The sequence below is a fragment of the Methylobacterium sp. 190mf genome (genome assembly GCF_900107945.1).
Classification (GTDB): Bacteria; Pseudomonadota; Alphaproteobacteria; order Rhizobiales; family Beijerinckiaceae; genus Methylobacterium.
In genome coordinates this window covers 26452-43615 of the sequence record NZ_FNVI01000037.1, presented here as the reverse complement: position 1 = coordinate 43615, position 17164 = coordinate 26452, and the positions used below count along the sequence as shown (strand labels likewise).

Below are 17164 nucleotides of genomic sequence, written 5' to 3'. Positions count from 1 at the left end.
GCCGGCAACGACAGCTTCCGCACCGGCTGGGCCGTCGGCGGCGGCATCGAGTACGCCCTGCCCACCGACTCGTTCCTGAACTTCTTCCGCTCCTCGGCCGTGACGCTCAAGGTCGAAGGCCTGTACGTCAACCTCGACCGCAACACCCGCAACCAGGGCGCGTTCGTCATCAACGCCGCCAACAACTTCCCGGTCGTCTACAGCGGCATCGGCCGCCGCTCCGACGAGTTCGCCGTCGTCCGCGCCGGCCTGAACTACAAGTTCGGCTCCTACTGAGACCGACCAGCGACGGTCGGGTGCGACGCTCGCATCCCGACCGTCGCACCCGACCCGACACGCGAAGGGGCCGCTTCCCACAGGAGGCGGCCCCTTCGCCGTTCGGGCGGGCCGAACGCGGCCCGCCGTCCTCGCGAGCGCGGCGGCGCGGAAGCTCGACGGCCGGCCGACGATGCGGCCGGCCCGGGATCGAGCCTCAGCCGATCGCCCAGAAGAGCGGCAGGGCGCCCGCCAGGAACAGCGCTGAGGAGATGAGCACGGCGACGCGCTCGCGATGGCGGAGGATGAGGGCGTGGGGCTGGGCGAACATGGGATGGCGGAGCTGAGGGAGCCGGATCGGAGGTGCGCGGTCACGCTGGCATCCGAACCTTGACGGATCGGGGGCAGGTCGCGTCATCCACAGGCGGTCGTCGGCGGGTGTCGCGGCCGTGCCACAGAGGCCGGCGGCAGGGCCGCCGCTCGGCGCTCCGCACCGGTACCGCGACGAGCGTTCGGGCGTCCGGGCCGTCGCCGGGGCGTCGCGGCGCGCCTCAGGCGACGGCCGAGTCGGGGCGGCCGGGTGGCACGAACGTTTCGGACGCGTCGATCTGCGCGGCGAACCGCTCGATCGGCTGCGGACTGCTGATCAGGTAGCCCTGGACCTCGTCGCAGGCCTCCGCGGCCAGGAAGCGCATCTGCGCCTCCGTCTCGACGCCCTCCGCCACGACGCTCATCCCGAGGCTGCGGCCGAGCCCCAGAACCGCCCGCACGATCACCGCCGCCTGCGGGCTGACCTCGACATGGCCCACGAAGGACCGGTCGATCTTGATCTTGTCGAAGGGGAAGGCCTGCAGCGTCGCGAGGGACGAGTAGCCGGTGCCGAAATCGTCCATCGCGATGGACACGCCGAAGGCCTTCAGCCGGCGCAGGATGCCGAGCGCCCGCGCCATGTCGTTGATGATCAGGGTCTCGGTGATCTCGAGTTCGAGCCGCGTCGGCGCGAGGCCCGTCTCGGTCAGGATGGCCAGCACGCGCTCGGGCAGATCCGCCTGCTGGAACTGGCGCGGCGACAGGTTCACCGCCACCTTCAGCGGGTGCGCCCAGCGGGCCGCCTCGCGGCAGGCGGCCCGGAGCACCCACTCGCCGAGCGGCAGGATCAGCCCGCTCTCCTCCGCCAGGGGGATGAAGGCGTTCGGCGGCACGAGGCCGCGGGTCGGATGCTCCCAGCGCACGAGCGCCTCGAACCCGAGAAGCCGGCCGGTGGCGGTGCTCACCTGCGGTTGATAGTGCAGGATGAGCTCGTCGCCCTCGATCGCCTGGCGCAGGTCGCGCTCCAGATCGCGCCGGGCCGCCTCGGCCGCGTCCATCGCGGGCTCGAACACCCGGTGGGTGTTCCGCCCCTCGGTCTTCGCCCGGTACAGGGCGAGGTCGGCGCGGCGGACCAGCGTCTCGCTGTCGAAGCCGTGGCCGGGTGCCCGGGCGATGCCGACGCTCAGGCCCACCTTCAGCCGCCGCTTGCCGAAGGGGATCGGCGCCTGGACGGCCGCGATCAGGCGCGCCGCCAGGGCCTCCGCGCGGGTGGGGTCGTCCGCATCGGCAACCAGCACGGCGAACTCGTCGCCGCTGAAGCGCGCCACCATGTCGTCGGCCCGCAGCACCGCGCGGATGCGATGGGCCACCGCCCGGAGCAGGAAGTCCCCGGCCGCGTGGCCGAGGCTGTCGTTGACGGCCTTGAAGCGGTCGAGGTCGAGGCACAGCACCGCGCAGGTGCCGCCGTTCAGATGCAGGTCGGCGAGCCGGATCTCGAGCCGCTCGTAGAACAGGGCGCGGTTGGGCAGGTCGGTGAGGCCGTCGTGGCGCGCCATGTGGGCGACCTGCCCCTCGGCGGCCTTGCGGGCGCTGATGTCGATCTGGGTGCCGATGAAGCGCACCGCGCGGCCGTCGGCGGCGCGCGCCACCACCTTGCCGCGCGTCATCATCCAGGCCCAGGAGCCGTCTTTGCGGCGCATGCGATGCTCGGACATGTAGGTCGGCGCCCGCCCGCTCAGGTGCTCGATCAGGGCCCGCTCGGCCGCGCCCGCATCCTCCGGGTGGAGCAGGGCCCGCCACGTCCGCGCGTGGCTCGCCAGTTCGCCGGGCTCGTAGCCCAGGACCCCCCACCAGCGGTCGGAGGACCACGCCTCCCCGGTCGTGAGATCGCAGTCCCAGAGCCCGTCGCTGCCCGCATCCTGCGCCAGGGCGAGGCGGGTCTCGCTGACCTGCAGCGTCTCCTCCGCCCGCTTGCGCGCGGTGATGTCCGTGAAGGTCCGCACCGCACCGCCGTCGGGCAGCGGCACGGTGCGGATCTCCAGCACGGTGCCGTCGGGGCGCTCGCGCTCGTAGGTGTGGGCGCGGCACTCCAGGCCGCCCGCGGCCACCCAGCGCTGCAGGGTCTCGCTCGCCTTCCCGAACTCGCCCCGCGCGATCTGGTATTGCCGCACCGCCTCGAAGGTCGGGCGGGACCGCATCAGGTCCGGCGGCAGGTCGAGCAGCGCGAGGGCGCGGGCATTACAGACCTGAACGACGCCGGCGGCGTCGATCATCATCAGCCCCTGATCCATCGTGTCGAGAACGGTGTCGAGGAGCTTCGCCTTCTCCCGCAGCGCGACCGTCCCACTGTTCATACCCGGGGATCCCAATCGTCCGCCTGGGCGAACATTCTGCTGGACGGTGCGAGGTCCCACCGGCGCGGACGGTACCATCGGGGAGCTTTCCGGATTCTTTCCGGAGGCCCGCTTTCAATCGCTGCGTGCACTTCCGGGCGGCGGACCGCGACGAGGCCGGGGCGCGGATTCCCGAGGCGCCGTCCCGGGCCTTGCCGGGCCGCCCGCGGAGCCCTCTGATAGGCGGCGCGCAGCGGGGACCGGGCCATGGCCGTGAAGCGGATCGTCACCAACATCCGGACCACGCAGGTCGAGGCGGCGCGGTCCTTCTACGTGGAGGTGCTCGGCCTGGAAGTGGTCATGGATCACGGCTGGATCCTGACCTTCGCGGCCCCCGGGATGTCGGCGACGCCGCAGATCAGCGTGGCCAGCGCGGGCGGCTCGGGCACGCCGGTTCCCGACATCTCGGTCGAGGTCGACGACCTGGCGGAGGTCCTCGCCCGCGTGAGGCGGGCGGGCCTGCCCGTGCTGTACGGCCCGGCCCGTGAGCCCTGGGGCGTGGAGCGGTTCTACGTCCGCGACCCGTTCGACCGGCTGGTCAACATCGTCGCCCATCTGGCGTGAGGCCGCGCGCGAGGCCCTCCGTGAGGCCGGGCCGGCCGCTCACTCGGCCTCGTCCCGGACCAGGGAGATGCAGGTCCGCACCATCTCCTCGAGCCGCAGGTCCTTGGTGTCCCCGATATTGGCGGTCTCCTCCAGACAGCGCATGAAGTACGCCGCGTCCAGCTTGGGCGACAGCGTGTGGAAGGCCCGGCCCATCCGGGTCGAGAAATCGATCTTGTCGGTCGCGCTCGCCCGCGGCCACAGCGAGGCCTTGTCGTCCACGGTCAGGCGGGCGGCCTTCGCCGGCAAAGTCGCGCAGGCCAGAGTCACTAAGACGATTATAAGCTTGGTCTGCATTGTAAATCTCCGATCCAGCGGCATAGAACTGCGCGACTCTTCGCAGCGGTGACGGTCGACGGACGCGCTGCTCCTGCGACTGGATGGGAGAAGCGATGCGCGCGATCCGTCTTTCCGGCCCGATCTCGGCCGGCCTCCTGGGTCTTCTGACGGCCCAGGCCCATGCTCAGGCGCAGCCCCCCGCACAGCCCATCCCGCAACACCCGATCCAGCCCCAGGGACAGCCCCCGATGCAGGCGCAGGACCCGGCGTCCGCCGATCCGCGGCGCAATCAGGCGGCGAAGCTCGCGGGGCTCGCCGGTTTCGTGAACCTCGAATGCCCCGGCCTGCGCAGCGATCCGGCGCGCCTCAAGCAGACCGTCGAGGCCCTGGGCGTCGACGCGGCGAGCCTGGAGACCGGCGACCTGCACCTGACCGCGACCCGCTACATCGCGGCCTACCAGAAGGACGTCGCGGCCAATTGCCGGAAGGCCGAGGCGACGTTCGGGCCGCAGGGATCGATCGTTCCCGGCCTGATCGTGCCGCGGTAGCCCCGGCCCGCTGACGGCGGTCGTCGTCACACCGGGCGCCCGTCCCGCGACAGGGCGATGCGCAGGAGGTCGGCTAGGCTGCCGGCGCCGAGCTTCTGCTTCATGCCCGAGACGACGGCCGACACGCTCCGGTGGCTCATCGACAGGCTGTCGGCGATCGCCTCGTTGGACTTGCCCGCCCCCAGCAGCGACAGCACCTGAACCTCCCGCGCGGTCAGGCGCGCGAGGGGCGATTCCAGGAGCCCGGCATTCAGCATCGCGATCTTGGTCGCGACCTCGTGCGGCAGGTAGCTGTGCCCGGCCGACACGGTCGCCAGCGCCTCGTGGAAGCGCGTCACCGCCGTGTCCTTCAGGACGAAGCCGTGGGCCCCGCCCTCGATGGCCCGGGCGACGATCACCGGATCGTCGTGCATGCTGAAGGCGAGGATCCGGGTCGCCGGCTCGAGGGCCCGCACCCGGCGGATCAGCGACAGGCCCGACAGCCCCTGGTCGCGGAAGCCCAGGTCGGTCACCACCAGCCCGGGCCGGTGGCGGTGGAAGGTGCGGTAGCCCGACACCACGTCCGCGGCCTCGTGGACCGCCCGGACGCCGGCATCCTCGGCGAGATGGCGGAAGCCGCGCCGCACGACCGGGTGGTCGTCGACGATCAGCACCGCGTCGAGAACCCGCGGGCCGTCCCGCCCCGCCGGACGGTCGGCCGAGGCCCGGGCGGCGCTCACGGCGTCCCCTCGCCGACCGGGTGCGGGCCGGCGAGGCGCGCCAGCGCGGCCGCGTGGTCGGCCCCCTGCATCCGGGCGTTGTAGTAGTGCTGGCACATCTCGCCGTAGAGGCTCTTGCGGCGGCCGCGCCCCGCCGCGATGCCGCCGAGACCGTCGAGGATCGCGCCGTAGCCCTCGCCGATGCCGGCCTCGGCCAGCATCTGGCCGAGCTGGACGGTGCGGTTGGCGATCATGCGCGGGTCCTCGATGAAGCCGTCGCGGGCTCCGGCCAGCGCCGTCGCCATCGCGCGCACGCGGGGATCGTCGGCCGGCAGGGCCTTGCCGGCCTCGCGGCCCGCGAGCCAGCGGGCCGGGTCGGTCCCGTCGGTCGGCGCGAGCCAGGCCGGCAGGGTGCCCTCGGCGGTGGTGGCCACCACCGCGCCGGCCTCGTCGGCGCGCTCGTCCGCCCCGCGGTCGCAGGCGCCGAGGACCAGCAGGACCAGCCCGGACGCGATCCCGATGCGGCCGGCCCGTCTCATCGCGCGGGCTCCCCCGCCAGGACCGTGCGCGGGCCCTCCGCCACCTTGATGCGCGCCGTCTCGCGCCACGTGGCGAGATCGATCACCGAGACGTCGTCCGAGAACCAGTTCGCCACGTAGGCAAGCGGACCGGCCACCGCGATGCCCTCGGGATAGGGGCCCACCGCCACGGTGGCGACGATCTCGAGCCGGGCCGCGTCGATCACCGTCACGGCGGCGGCGTGCTGGTTGGTGACCAGGATGCGGCTGCCGTCCCCGGTAACCGCCACGCCGTAGGGCATCCGGCCGGCCGGAACCGTGGCGCGGGCCCGCAGCGTCGCCGTGTCGATCACCGTGAGGTCGCCGCTGCGCACGTTGGCGACGTAGAGGCTCGCCTCGTCCGGTGCGAGCGCCAGGGCGAAGGGCGCTTCGCCGGTCGGGACCACGGCCACGCGGGCCATCGTCCCGGTGTCGATCACGCTGACCTGACGGCTCTCGCGGTCGGCGACGTAGAGCCGCCCGCGCCGGTCGAGGACGAGATGGGCCGGGTCGCGGCCCACCGCCGCGGCGCCCTCGACGGCGCCGGTCGCCGCGGAGATCCGCAGGACGCGGTCGCCCGACCAGTCGCCGACGTACAGGCGCGCCCCGTCCGGGCTCGCCGCGAGGCCGAAGGCCTGGCCGGGGACGGGCAGGCGGCGGGGCGGCGCGCCGGGCGCGACGACGGTGACGGCGCGCCCGTCCGGGTGGGTCAGATAGAGGCGGCCGGCCCGGTCGGTCGCCGCCGCCACCGGCGCCGGTCCGAGCGGGATCCGCCCGGCCACTTTCCCGGCCTCGATCCGCGCCAGCTCGGCCCCCTGCTGGCTGACGACCCAGACCGGGTCGCCGGCCGCGGACGCGTCACTGGTCCCAGCGCCGGTCCCGGCCGCGACCGCGACCGCGACCGCAAGCGTCGCGATCAGCCACAGGTGGCGCATGCGGGGCCTCAATGGGTCGTCCGGCCCTCGACGGCCGCCTTCAGGCCCTTGAGCCCGTCCGCGAAGTAGCGGTTCATCGCCGTGCGCCCGGCCTCGTCGCTGAGAGTCTCCGGCGGCTCGTTGCCGGTGTCGCCCCGGTAGAAGCGGCCGATCCACGACACCTTGGAGCCGGTCCCGTCCGGGGTCACGGTGAGCGTCGCCGAGTAGGAGGAGACGGGGAGCGCCTTCAGGTCCGGGTCGGACATCCGGTACGAGTAGGTCCGGCCGTCGGCCAGCCACTCGTCCAGCCCCTCGACCAGGGTGCCGCCGGCCTTGAGGGTCACCCGGCGGGTCGTACCCTCGACGTTGCCGCCACTGGCCTCGGCCTTGGCCACGTCCGGGTGCCAGCGCCCGATGCCGCCGAAATCGCCCACCACCTTCCAGACCGCCTCCGGGGGCGCCTGGATGGTGATCGACTGGTCGATCTTCTGCGGCGTCGGCCCGTGGGCCAGCGCCGCGCCGGCGAGGCCGACGACGGCGAGGGCCGCGGCGAGGGCCGGAAAGAGGGCGAGGGGCATCCGCATGGTCAGGTCCTGATCGCTCCGGTTGGAGCAGGGGTTGGAGCAGGGGTTGGAGCAGAGTGGCCCGCGCGCCCGCGGAGCGCGCGAAGGGCGCGGGCGAGGGGCCCCGCCAGGAGGGCCAGGAGCGTCAGAGCCAGGGCCGCCGCCAGGAGGGCGGGCCGCGGGTCGAGGCGGCCGGGCAGCGGGCGCGGCGTCGCCGCGGCGCGCAGAGGGGCGGCGAGACCGCCCGGGCCGTCGAGATGGACGTAGCCGAGGCCGGTCTCGGCGGCGAGGCGCTTCAGGTAGGGCTCGCGGACCGACGAGAGGTGCTCGGTGCCGTGGGCGGCCTGGGCCCCGAAGGGGGCGTTGCGCGGGTTGTAGCCCTCGCGGGATTCCGCGTCCGCCGGGGGCGGCCCGGAGCGGTTCTCCTGCTGGACGTCGCTCTCGCCGAGGAAACCCGTCTCGCGCCCGCGATCGTCGAAGCGCGGGATCGGCGACAGGCCGTAGCCGCCCGCGCCGACGATCAGCCCGCGCACCGCGCCGGGCCTGCCGTCGAAGGTCGGGCCGCCGGAGGCGGGCAGCGGCGGCGTCTCCTGGCCGTCGGTGAGGAACAGGAGGTCGGCGTCGATCTCCCCCGCCATGGCGATCGACCGGAACAGGCCCGCCGCGATGCGGCTGTCCCCCTCCCAGGCCATGCGCGGGTCGAGGGCCGCGATGGCGCCGTCCAGCGGCGCGAAGTCGGCGCAGACCTCGACCGGCGTGAACAGCAGGAACGGCCGCCGGTCGGTGAACAGGCCGAGCGCCACCCGCGAGCCGCAGGGGAGGTCGGGCAGCGTCGCCCGCAGCGCCGCCTTGACGGTCTCGAGCCGGCTCACCGACCCGCCGGCGGCGGGATAGTCGCGCACCGCCATGCTGCCGGTGATGTCGACCACCGCCAGCACCGACACGCCGGTGCGGGTGACCGGGATCGGCGGGGCGACCAGGGCCGCCAGCGCCAGCGCGAGGGCGGCCGCCAGGGCGCGGAACCGCCCGTCGCGCAGGTTGCGGGCGACAAGAGGGGGCAGGACCGAGGGCAGCCCGGGGGGAAGGACGCGCCGCGGGCTCACGGGCCGCCCCGCGGCTGGCCGGGGATGTCGGTCCAGATCTTCTTCGGCTCGGCGCGGAGCTCGTCCCCGGTCTTGCGGTCGAATTCCGGGTAGTCGCGCACGAGGCGCGAGGCGACGTCGAGGTTGTACTTGGCGTCCCAGAACTCGGGCCGGGCCTGGAGGGCGCGGCGGTAATCCTGCCGCGCCAGCGTCACCTGGGGCGCGGCCTTGTCGAGGTCGCCGCGGCCGATCAGCGCGAAGGCCTGCCGCATCCGCGCGTTGCCGATGACGTACCGCGCCCGGGCCGCCTCCCGCACCGCGCCGGCGCGGTCGAGGGCGTCGAGGAGGGGCTCGGTCTCGCCGAGACGGTCCCGGGCGGCGAGGAAGCCGATCCGCGCCGCCAGGAGGGCGGGCCGCGCATCCGGCTTGACCGGCCGGTCGCGGCCCGCCTCCAGGGCGGCGATCCGGTCGTCGTCGCGCGCGGCGCTCCAGCCCGAGACGGCGAACCACAGGGCGGCGGCCGCGAGGACCAGCGGCAGCGCGACCAGCAGGGCCGGCCGGACCCGGCGCCACGCCGCGGCCAAGCCGAGGCGGGGGCGGGCGGTGCGGCGCGGGGCCGGGCCGTCGAGGAGGGCGCCGGCGCTCATGCCGCCCTCCGCGCCGCCGCGCCCGCGGTCTCGGTCTTGGTCGCGGCCTCCGTCGCAGTCTCCGCATCCGCCGGTGCCGCCGCGAGGTCCACCTCCGCGAGCTTGGCCAGGACCAGCAGCGCGAGGCCCAGGGCAGCGAGCGCGGCGGCGAGCCCGGTCAGGTCCCGGCGCGGGCGCTCCTCGACGTAGGGGATCGGGTCCCGCTCCAGGGCCTCGATCTGCCGGATGGCGGCGGCCACCGCCTCGGCGCCCTCGGCCTCGAAGGCGCGGTAGGGCACGCCGAGGCTCTTGAAGAACAGGTCGAGATGGCGCTCCGGCGCGGCCTGGGGCGTGTCCTCGCCGGCCGGCCGGTCGGCGATGCCGGGCGATCCCTGGGTGCGCAGGAACAGCCAGTACAGGTTCGGCCGGATCCGCGCGACGGCGGCGCGCAGCTGGTCCTGGACGCGCGGGTCGATCACCGCGGCGCCGTCGGAGACCAGCAGGAGCACCCGCGAGGCGCCGACATCGATTCCGAACTGCGACAGGGCCATGCCGAGGCCCCGGCCGATATTGGTGTAGTCGAGGCCGGGCCGGTCGATGGCGGCGATCGCCGCCCGCACGGCGTCGTGGCGGTCGGTCATCGGCATGACCAGCATCGGCGCGGTGGAGAAGGCCGTCACGGCGAACAGGTCGTGCGCCCGCGCGCCGACGAAATCGGCGAGGAGGCGCCGGGAGGCCGCGGCCTTCGACTCCTCGGCGCCGGAGGGCTGCCGGCCCGCGAAGGTCTCGTTCATGCTCCCCGAGCGGTCGATCAGCAGCGAGACCTGCGCGCCGATGCCGAGGCGCTCGATCCGCGCGCCCGTCCGGTAGGGGCCCGCCAGGGCCGCGATGAGGCCGGCGACGGCCAGGATGCCGGCGAGCGTCAGCGTGCGGCCGAGCCAAGCCGAGAGGGGGTCTGCCGGCGCGGCGGCGACCGCCGGCACGGACGTCCGGCGCAGGGCCGAGCGGGCCAGCGGCAGCAGCGCCAGCGGCAGCAGCCACAGGACCCAGGGATCGGTCGCGCCGAGGCGGGGGAGGAGATCGGTCACGGCCTCACGCGCTCCGCTCCGCCGCCGCGAGGCGCGCCAGGAGCGCCTCGGCCTCGGACAGCGGCCAGGCCGCGCGCGCGGCCGGCAGCTGGCCGCCGAAGAAGGCGAGGCGCGAGGCCTCGAAGAAGCGCGCGAGCTCCGCCGCCCGGCCCCGGAAGGCCCCGTGCCGCGCCAGGAAGGCGCCGAGATCGTCGGCCAGCACCCGCCTTCCGTCGGTCTCGTCGAGGCCCCGGTGCAGGGCCAGCAGCGCCGCCCGGTAGGCCTGATCGGGCTCGCCCCCCGCCTGCCGCCGGAGCGCGCGCAGCGCCGCCGCGAAGGGGCGGCCCGGCCGCTGCCGGAACGGCCCCCAGGCGCGGTCGTGCGCCAGCGCCAGCGCCGCGAGGCCGGCGAGGGCGCCGAGGCCGGCCGCCGCCGCGACGTCCGGTGCCGGATCGATCCGCCCGCCGCTTCCGTCCGGGCGCAGGTACTCGGCCGGATCCTCGCGCCGCTGCGGCTGCACCTCGCGCAGGGGCGAGACGCCGAGGCTCCAGCCCGGCACCTGGACGGCGGCCGTGGTGAGGCCGGTCGCCGCCTCGCTCGCCAGCGTCAGGGGAAAGCCCGGCACCTCCAGGGTGCGGGCGTCGAGGGCGGCGTAGAAGCTCTGGTAGGTCAGGCGCAGGCGCACCCGACGGGCGCCGGCCACCGGGGCCTCGTCGACCGCCACGGCGCGCAGGTCGAGCCAGTAGGTCACCGGACCGGGCCGCGGCAGCGTCGCGCGCTGCAGCCGGAAGTCGGGATCGGCCAGGATCTCCACCTGCGCCTCGACCAGGTCGCCCAGGAAGATCCCGAAGGGCCGCTTGCTGCGCACCTCGACGGAGCGCACCTGCGCGGCGGCCGTGCCGGCCGTCAGGGCGAGGGGCGCGGCCAGGACGCCCGCGAGGAGGCCGGCCAGCAGGAGGGCGGGACCGCGCGCGCCCATGCTCAGGTCGTCATCAGGTGGCGGGTGAGCGCCTGGGCGTCGAAGCGCCCGGCGAGCCGGAAGACCCGGCGCGCGAAGGGCGCGGCGGCGCGCTCCAGGGCGGCGATCCGGTCCCGCTCCCGGGCGATCCAGGCCCGGCGCAGGCTCGGGCGCAGCAGGACCACGCGGCGGCCGCCGCCCTCGAGATCGTCGAGTTCGACGAGGCCGAAGGCCGGCAGCGCCTCCGCCTCGGCGGGGTCGGCGAGCAGGATCGGCACCGTGTCGTGCGGCGCCAGGGCGGCGAAGACCCGGGCGATCAGGCTCTCCGGCCAGCGGAAGTCGGAGGCGAGGAAGACGAGCTTCGGCCGCCCGGCGAGCCGCCGCGCGGCCTCGAGCATGCCGGCGCAGCCGCGCCCCGCCCGCTCCGCGCCCGCGACCCGCTCGGCGGCGGCCACGGCCGCGCCCCGGTGGCGGGTGGCGGGCAGGGTGAGGTCGTCGCGCAGGGTCTCGTCGCAGCCGATCAGGCCGAACCCGTCGCTGATCCGGGTCGCCGAGACGGCCAGCGCCCGGCAGAGATCGCCCGTGAGGCGCGCCCGGTCGGCCGTGCCGCGGAAGCCCATCGAGGCCGAGAGATCGACCAGGACCCAGGTCTCGACCGCGGTCCGCGCCTCGAAGCGGCGGACATGCACGCCCTCGAACGGGTCGCGCAGCGTCGCGCGCAGGTCGATGCGGCGCGCATCCGGCAGCTGCAGGAACGGCACCTGATCGCGGAACGGGCCGGCGCCGCCGGCGTCGCGCCCCCGGTGGAGACCGGCCCGGCTGCCGCGCGGCCGCCAGCGCGGCAGGTAGACGATGTCGGCCGTGCGCGGGTCGCTCACGGCGCCGGCACCGTCTCGAACGCGGCCCGGCACAGGGCCGGCACGATCGCGCCGCGCTGCAATTCGTGGACGGGCTCGAGGAAGACCCGGTGGGCCATCACCTCGGTGAAGACCGCCCGCACATCCTCCGGCACCAGCCAGTCGCGGCCCTCCAGCCACGCCCGCACCCGGGCGGCCCGCACCAGGAAGGCGACGCCGCGCGGCGAGGCGCCCCCCTGCACGAGGGTGGCGGTGTCGAGGCCCGGGAGCCGGATCCCGGCCTCCGCGGGGCGGACCAGCGCGTCCCAGAGGGCCACCACGTAGGCCTCGATCGACGGCTCCGCGCGGACGGCGTGCTGGATCGCGGCCGCGATGCCGCCGATCCGGGCGTGGTCGAGCACGCCCTCCGCGACCGCGCCGACGAGGGCGTCGGTGTCGTGGAAGCGCGGGTCGAAGACCAGGCTCCGGCGCACCGCCGCGTCCCGGGGCGCCTCCAGCCCGATCTCCATCAGGAAGCGGTCGCGGGCCGCGGCCGGGAGCTCGAAGGTCTCCTCGCGCTCGACGCGGTTGCGGTCGGCGAAGACCTGCAGGTTCGGGAACGTGTAGGTGCGGCCGAAGGCCTGGACGCTGCGCTCGGCCATCAGCCGGAGCAGCAGGGCGTGCACCTGCGGCCGCGCCCGGTTGATCTCGTTGAAGAAGAACACCGAGAGATCCTCGGCCCGGGCCAGGACCGGGCCGGGATCGACTCGCGGCCGGCCGTCGGGGCCGAGATAGGTGTGGTAGATCAGGTCGGTCGGCATCATGTCGACCGTGCCCTCGACGCGCTCGTAGGCGCCGCCCAGCGCCCGGGCCACCGCCCGCAGCAGGGTGGTCTTGCCGACGCCGACATCGCCCTCGAGCATCACGTGGCCGCGGGCGAAGATCGCGATCGTCGCGAGGCGGATCGCCCGCTCCTGCCCGACAACCGCCTTGGCGACCTCCGCCTCGAAGCGGGCCGCCGCCGCCCGCCAGTCGGTGAGCATCGTGTCTCCGGGACGGAGGGTGTTCATGAGGCGGTGCCTGCGGTGTCGGGCGGGGCGCCGGAGCGGCGGCGCCGGGTAACGGTGCGGCGTGTCGGTGCGGCGCGCGGTGCCGAGCGTCGCTGCGGGCCGGCGCCGCGGCGCGGGCCGGCCCCGGGCCGGTCGGACCGGCGGCGATCAGTTCGACGAGATCTTGGCGACGTCGTACTCGAACTTGCCGGTCTTCTTGGCGTTCTCGATCCGCTTCCTGTTGCGCTCCTCCATCTGCTTGATGGATTCGGCCTGCTTGCTGACCTCCTTCGGGTCGTGCTTGGGATCGTACTTGGTCCCGGCGACCTTCTCGGGGAAGCCGGGCTTCGGCTGCCAGCAATTGCCGGGCGCCTTGCAGGTCTGCCCGTCATAGGCCAGCGCCGGCACCGCGAAGGCCGCCCCCGCGATCAGCATCGCCGCCGTGATCACTGTGCGCATCGTAGATTCCTCCGTCTCTTCCTCGGGCGGCCGGTCGGGCCGTGGGTTCGCCCCGTCTCCCGCGGGGCGCGACTTGCCGAGAGCGGCTAGTCCAGCGGCTTGCACTGGCCGGGCACGTCCTTGGCAAAGGTCTCGCCCTCCTTGAAGGGCTTGTAAGTCTTCTTCTGCTCGTCGGTGAGCCACTCGGCATCCTTCACCGGACCCGTGTAGAGATGACGGATCCAGGCGATGACCTGCAGCATCTCGTCGGGATTGAGATCCTCGTTGTGCGGGCCCATCATGCCGTTGGCGCCGCCCCAGAGGGTCGAGAACAGGCCGACATCGGTCGTGTTCGCCGGGTAGGTCCAGTAATCGTCGTTGAGGCCGGGCCCGACCTTGCCCTCGCCGAGATGGCCGTGGCAGCCGGAGCACGAGGTCAGGAACAGGCTCTCGCCGTTGCGCAGGCAGGACTTGTCGTCGATGTAGAGATTCTTGCCGGTCTGGAAGAAGGTCTTGACCGCCTGCGTGTCCCGCCCGCCCGGCTTGCCCTCGGCCGTGTCCATCGCCTCGCCGGTGATGGTGTTGCGGAAGACGATCCCGGTCTGCGGGCCGGACTGGGGCTGCGCGCGGGCCGCGACGGGCATCGCCGCGGCGAGGGTGAGAAGGGCGACGCGGGCCGAACGTACGATGAGCATCTGTTGAGCGGGTCCTGATGTCCTGATCGACGTCGCGAGCGACGTCTGGTCGATGTCTGGGGCGGTGTCTGGCGCGGTGTCTCGGTCGGCGGCCCGGTCGCGCCGGGCCGGGCGGAGGCGGGGCGGGCGCAGCTCAGTTCGAGGCGACGACCGGCACCCCGTCCTGCTTGAGGATCGCCGCGATCGCCGGCCGGGCCTTCTCGATCCCGGCGTCGAGCGCCTTGCGCAGGGCCTCGTCGTCCTTGCGCACGCCCATCGACTGGTCGAAGACCTGCGGGACCTTGCGGCCGTCGCTGCCGACCGTATCGGCCGGGACCAGCGTCATGCGCAGGGGCGTCGGGGACTCCTTGACGTAGCGGGCCACGTCCGGGCCGAAGGCGACGCCGACATCGGCCTTGTCGGTGGCGACCTCGCTGACGATGCGGGCCGGGTCGATCTGGGTGTACTGGTTGCGCGGCGAGCGGAAGTTCACCAGCGAGTAGAGGTAGGCCATGTCCTCCTCGTAGCGGCCGATATCCTTGAGCATCGCCTCGCCGGGGGAGCCGAACGGCACCACCATGTGGTCGAGGGTCTTGAGCCGCGGGTCCGACCAGGACTTCACGTCGAGATCCTTGTCGGCGCGGGTGATGAAGACGTAGCCGCTCCGGTAGTACGGCCGGGTGGTCAGCACCCGCGGATCGTCGCTGTCGAGCCCGACGACCACGTCGCAGGTCCGCTTCTCCAGGCCGTCGCGGACGAGGTAGATCGCGGGCTTCGGGAGCCAGACGAAGACGGGCTTCTTCCCCATCGCCTCGGCGACGGCGACGGCGACGCGGTTCTCGAGCCCCGAGCCGTCCTTCATCGAGAGCGGCGGCTGCTTCTCGGAGGCGCAGATCCGCAGGGTCGCGGGGTCGGCCGGCGGCGCGGGCGGGGCCTTGCCGGGCTCCGACTGGATGGCCTGGGCCTCGGATTCCTGGGCCGCCACCGGCCCGGCGGCCAGGGCGGCGAGCGTCAGGACGGCGGCGAGACGGGCCGCCAGGATGCGGGCGCGCGGGCGCGGCATGGACGTTGATCCCTGTTGTCGAAGCGTTTCTTGATGGCGTGTCCGGATGGCGTGTCCGGGGACGGGCGGGGCGCCGGAGGGCCCCCCGCGCGTCGGGATCCGATCCCGAAACCCCGCCGGCCGGAGGCCGACGGGATGCGGGCGGGGTGCGGGCGGCCGTTACTTGGCGGCGTGCTGCGCGTACTCGCCGACGTTCGGGTCGTCGTACGGGCCCTTGCCGTCCAGCGAGAACACCATCACGCCGCCGCCCATCTGGGTGTAGTTGGCGAGCTTCTTGAAGGCGCCCACCGCGCCGAGACCGGCGGTCGGGTCGGCGAGGTCGAACACCAGGCCCACGCCCGGCCAGCCGCCGACGCCGTAGTAGATGGCGACGTACTGCGTGCCCTTGTGGGTGTAGGTGATGGGGTAGCCGATGGCGCCCGACGGCAGCTTGAACTTCCAGAGGAGGTCGCCGTTGTCGGAGTCGCGCGCCTTGATGAAGCCGTCCAGCGTCCCGTAGAGGACGAGGTCGCCGGCGGTCGCGGTGGTGCCGCCCCAGACGGCGAAGCGCTCCATCTTCTCCCAGTTGAACTTGCCGGTGATGGCGTTGTAGCTCTTGATCTGGCCGAGGCCCTCGTAGTTCTGCCGGTCACCCTTCGGGCCCGGATACATGTTCAGCGTCGCACCGACGAAGAACTGACCCGCCCGGTAGGGCAGCATGAAGGGCTCCCAATCCATGCAGATGTGGTTGATGCCCATGTAGAAGGCTTGCCGCTTCGGATCGTAGGAATCGTGACCCTGGTTGTGGTAGCCCATCGCCGAGGGACAGATGTCCTTGGCGAGGTGGTCCATCCGGGTGCCGTATTCCGGATCGCGCACCGGCGTGCCGGTCTTCAGGTCCACCGACTTGAACACGTTGACGGTGTCGTCGATCTTGTTGGCCGAGACCAACGTGCCGTCCGTCCGGTCGAGGGTGTAGACGATGCCGTTGCGGTCCGGGTGGGTGAGGAGCTTCCTCATCTTCCCGTCCTTGTCCTTCTGGTCGGACAGCATCATCACGTTGACGCCGGCATAGTCCCACTCATCGTGGGGCGTCTTCTGGTAGCCGAACTTCGCCTCGCCGGTGTCGGCGTCGCGGCCGAAGATCGTCATCGTCCACTTGTTGTCGCCGGGACGCATGGTCTCGTTCCACGGCGCCGGGTTGCCGGTGCCGAAATAGATCAGGTTGGTGCCCGGATCGTAGGCGTACCAGCCCCAGTTGGTGCCGCCGCCGATCTTCCAGGCGTCGCCCTCCCAGGTCGAGGTGCCGAGGCCCTTCTGGCCGTAATGGGCGTTGTGGATGTTGAAGTCCTTGGCGAGCAGCAGGTCCTCGTCCGGGCCGGTGGCGTAGGCGCGCCAGACCTGCGCGCCGGTCTTGACGTCGTAGGCGGTGAGGTAGCCGCGCACGCCGAGCTCGGCGCCCGAGGAGCCGATGATCACCTTGTCCTTCACCACGTAGGGGGCGATCGTGAGGGTCGAGCCGACCTTGATGTCGGAGTTCTCGACCTTCCACACCGTCTCGCCGGTCTGGGCGTTGAGGGCGGCGACGTTGCCGTCGAGCTGGGTCTTGAGGATCAGCGCCGGGGTCTTGCCGTCGCCGGGCCAGTAGGCGAGGCCGCGGTTCACGAGATCGCAGCAGGCCACCGAGCGCGCGGCCGGGTTCTGCTTGGGCTTGTCCTGCCACAGGATCTTGCCCGGATCGTCGAGGCCGAGGGCGAAGGTGTTGTTGGGGAACGAGGTGTGGATGTACATGACGCCGTCGACGACGAGCGGCGCGCCCTCGTGGCCGTTGAGCAGGCCGGTGGAGAACGTCCAGGACGGCTTGAGCTGCTTGACGTTGCTCTTGTTGATCTGCGTCAGGTCGCTGTAATTGTTCGAGTCGTAGTTCTTACCGGGCATCACCCAGTTCTCGTCGCTCTTCGATTTCTCGACGAGCTTGTCGTTGGCCTGCGCCACGCCCGCCATGGCGACCGGCGCGAGCGCCATGATCGCCAATGCCGAGACGGAATTCCGGAGCCTGATCATCCTGCGTCTCCTCGCCGGACTGCCACGCCGTTTGGCCTCGCAGTCATCGTGGTGTTGATTCGATGGCGACACGACTTTCACCGACAAACCCGCCTCCAGCGTCGCGATAACCGGGCTATTTCTAGTATTCGCTGAGCTTATGAAAGACTTATTATCGTTGTGCGCCACTTGATTATTCGCACGGCTTGTAATGCGTGTCTTTGCAAAAC

Annotated in this window: 18 protein-coding genes and 1 pseudogene; 3 read left to right on the top strand and 16 right to left on the bottom strand. The window is 73.1% G+C overall.

The genetic code is table 11. The annotated features are described in order from the left end of the window. Positions 1–276, top strand: a pseudogene (locus C4T42_RS28535) (porin family protein); the annotation flags it as partial. Between the two features lie 530 nt (positions 277–806). On the opposite strand, the gene C4T42_RS28530 reads toward C4T42_RS28535, so the two are convergent. Beyond that, complete coding sequence (locus tag C4T42_RS28530; RefSeq protein ID WP_020096044.1) at positions 807–2918, bottom strand: EAL domain-containing protein; 2112 nt, start codon at positions 2916–2918, stop codon at positions 807–809. 246 nt (positions 2919–3164) lie between these two features. On the opposite strand from C4T42_RS28530, the gene C4T42_RS28525 reads away from it, so the two are divergent. Further along, positions 3165–3521, top strand: a complete 357-nt coding sequence (locus C4T42_RS28525) for a VOC family protein (RefSeq protein ID WP_103986319.1) — start codon at positions 3165–3167, stop codon at positions 3519–3521. 39 nt (positions 3522–3560) lie between these two features. Here C4T42_RS28525 and C4T42_RS28520 read toward each other — a convergent pair whose 3' ends face one another. Further along, on the bottom strand, positions 3561–3857 hold the full coding sequence (locus tag C4T42_RS28520) for a hypothetical protein (RefSeq protein ID WP_234081578.1): 297 nt from the start codon (positions 3855–3857) through the stop codon (positions 3561–3563). A 95-nt stretch (positions 3858–3952) separates the two neighbouring features. Between C4T42_RS28520 and C4T42_RS28515 the strand changes: the two genes are divergently transcribed. Continuing rightward, positions 3953–4387 (top strand): hypothetical protein, encoded by a 435-nt coding sequence (locus C4T42_RS28515; RefSeq protein ID WP_043713321.1) that lies wholly within the window; start codon positions 3953–3955, stop codon positions 4385–4387. A gap of 26 nt (positions 4388–4413) precedes the next feature. Here the strand turns inward: C4T42_RS28515 and C4T42_RS28510 are convergent, their stop codons facing one another. From C4T42_RS28510 to C4T42_RS28445, 14 genes are all read right to left on the bottom strand, one after another. After that, entirely contained in the window at positions 4414–5106 is a 693-nt protein-coding gene (locus tag C4T42_RS28510) for a response regulator transcription factor (protein ID WP_020096040.1), read from the bottom strand. Beyond that, a complete protein-coding gene (locus tag C4T42_RS28505; RefSeq protein WP_103986318.1) occupies positions 5103–5624 on the bottom strand; it encodes an MxaH protein in 522 nt (173 codons plus the stop codon). Before C4T42_RS28505 ends, C4T42_RS28510 begins: the two co-directional genes overlap by 4 nt. Continuing rightward, complete coding sequence (locus C4T42_RS28500; protein WP_020096038.1) at positions 5621–6577, bottom strand: YncE family protein; 957 nt, start codon at positions 6575–6577, stop codon at positions 5621–5623. The genes C4T42_RS28505 and C4T42_RS28500 overlap by 4 nt, the downstream gene beginning before the upstream one ends. Before the next feature lie 8 nt (positions 6578–6585). Then, entirely contained in the window at positions 6586–7134 is a 549-nt protein-coding gene (locus tag C4T42_RS28495) for an SRPBCC family protein (RefSeq protein WP_181049239.1), read from the bottom strand. Between the two features lie 8 nt (positions 7135–7142). Beyond that, positions 7143–8222 carry a vWA domain-containing protein gene (locus C4T42_RS28490; protein ID WP_020096036.1) on the bottom strand — a complete coding sequence of 360 codons (1080 nt, stop codon included), beginning with the start codon at positions 8220–8222 and terminating at the stop codon, positions 7143–7145. Next, on the bottom strand, positions 8219–8848 hold the full coding sequence (locus C4T42_RS28485; protein ID WP_020096035.1) for a hypothetical protein: 630 nt from the start codon (positions 8846–8848) through the stop codon (positions 8219–8221). The genes C4T42_RS28490 and C4T42_RS28485 overlap by 4 nt, the downstream gene beginning before the upstream one ends. Then, positions 8845–9915, bottom strand: a complete 1071-nt coding sequence (locus C4T42_RS28480) for a vWA domain-containing protein (protein ID WP_103986317.1) — start codon at positions 9913–9915, stop codon at positions 8845–8847. The genes C4T42_RS28485 and C4T42_RS28480 overlap by 4 nt, the downstream gene beginning before the upstream one ends. Positions 9916–9919: 4 nt before the next feature. Next, positions 9920–10873 (bottom strand): hypothetical protein, encoded by a 954-nt coding sequence (locus C4T42_RS28475; RefSeq protein WP_012321125.1) that lies wholly within the window; start codon positions 10871–10873, stop codon positions 9920–9922. Positions 10874–10875: 2 nt separating this feature from the next. After that, positions 10876–11730 (bottom strand): DUF58 domain-containing protein, encoded by an 855-nt coding sequence (locus C4T42_RS28470; RefSeq protein WP_053622416.1) that lies wholly within the window; start codon positions 11728–11730, stop codon positions 10876–10878. Continuing rightward, positions 11727–12758 (bottom strand): MoxR family ATPase, encoded by a 1032-nt coding sequence (locus tag C4T42_RS28465; RefSeq protein WP_024828913.1) that lies wholly within the window; start codon positions 12756–12758, stop codon positions 11727–11729. Before C4T42_RS28465 ends, C4T42_RS28470 begins: the two co-directional genes overlap by 4 nt. Before the next feature lie 147 nt (positions 12759–12905). Continuing rightward, positions 12906–13196: a methanol dehydrogenase [cytochrome c] subunit gene (locus C4T42_RS28460; protein WP_012321128.1), complete on the bottom strand. Its 291-nt coding sequence runs from the start codon at positions 13194–13196 to the stop codon at positions 12906–12908. Between the two features lie 86 nt (positions 13197–13282). Next, positions 13283–13870: a cytochrome c(L), periplasmic gene (gene moxG / locus C4T42_RS28455; RefSeq protein ID WP_012321129.1), complete on the bottom strand. Its 588-nt coding sequence runs from the start codon at positions 13868–13870 to the stop codon at positions 13283–13285. 133 nt (positions 13871–14003) lie between these two features. Further along, positions 14004–14912, bottom strand: coding sequence for a methanol oxidation system protein MoxJ (gene moxJ / locus C4T42_RS28450; RefSeq protein ID WP_024828912.1), 909 nt, complete (start codon positions 14910–14912; stop codon positions 14004–14006). 159 nt (positions 14913–15071) lie between these two features. Next, positions 15072–16955: a methanol/ethanol family PQQ-dependent dehydrogenase gene (locus C4T42_RS28445; protein ID WP_026605374.1), complete on the bottom strand. Its 1884-nt coding sequence runs from the start codon at positions 16953–16955 to the stop codon at positions 15072–15074. Positions 16956–17164 lie beyond the last annotated feature (209 nt).

Coding starts and splice junctions, on each gene's coding strand:
- C4T42_RS28530 (WP_020096044.1), bottom strand. CDS start 2,918: ATGAACAGTGGGACGGTCGCGCTGCGGGAGAAGGCGAAGCTCCTCGAC.
- C4T42_RS28525 (WP_103986319.1), top strand. CDS start 3,165: ATGGCCGTGAAGCGGATCGTCACCAACATCCGGACCACGCAGGTCGAG.
- C4T42_RS28520 (WP_234081578.1), bottom strand. CDS start 3,857: ATGCAGACCAAGCTTATAATCGTCTTAGTGACTCTGGCCTGCGCGACT.
- C4T42_RS28515 (WP_043713321.1), top strand. CDS start 3,953: ATGCGCGCGATCCGTCTTTCCGGCCCGATCTCGGCCGGCCTCCTGGGT.
- C4T42_RS28505 (WP_103986318.1), bottom strand. CDS start 5,624: ATGAGACGGGCCGGCCGCATCGGGATCGCGTCCGGGCTGGTCCTGCTG.
- C4T42_RS28500 (WP_020096038.1), bottom strand. CDS start 6,577: ATGCGCCACCTGTGGCTGATCGCGACGCTTGCGGTCGCGGTCGCGGTC.
- C4T42_RS28495 (WP_181049239.1), bottom strand. CDS start 7,134: ATGCCCCTCGCCCTCTTTCCGGCCCTCGCCGCGGCCCTCGCCGTCGTC.
- C4T42_RS28485 (WP_020096035.1), bottom strand. CDS start 8,848: ATGAGCGCCGGCGCCCTCCTCGACGGCCCGGCCCCGCGCCGCACCGCC.
- C4T42_RS28475 (WP_012321125.1), bottom strand. CDS start 10,873: ATGGGCGCGCGCGGTCCCGCCCTCCTGCTGGCCGGCCTCCTCGCGGGC.
- C4T42_RS28465 (WP_024828913.1), bottom strand. CDS start 12,758: ATGAACACCCTCCGTCCCGGAGACACGATGCTCACCGACTGGCGGGCG.
- C4T42_RS28460 (WP_012321128.1), bottom strand. CDS start 13,196: ATGCGCACAGTGATCACGGCGGCGATGCTGATCGCGGGGGCGGCCTTC.
- moxG (WP_012321129.1), bottom strand. CDS start 13,870: ATGCTCATCGTACGTTCGGCCCGCGTCGCCCTTCTCACCCTCGCCGCG.
- moxJ (WP_024828912.1), bottom strand. CDS start 14,912: ATGCCGCGCCCGCGCGCCCGCATCCTGGCGGCCCGTCTCGCCGCCGTC.
- C4T42_RS28445 (WP_026605374.1), bottom strand. CDS start 16,955: ATGATCAGGCTCCGGAATTCCGTCTCGGCATTGGCGATCATGGCGCTC.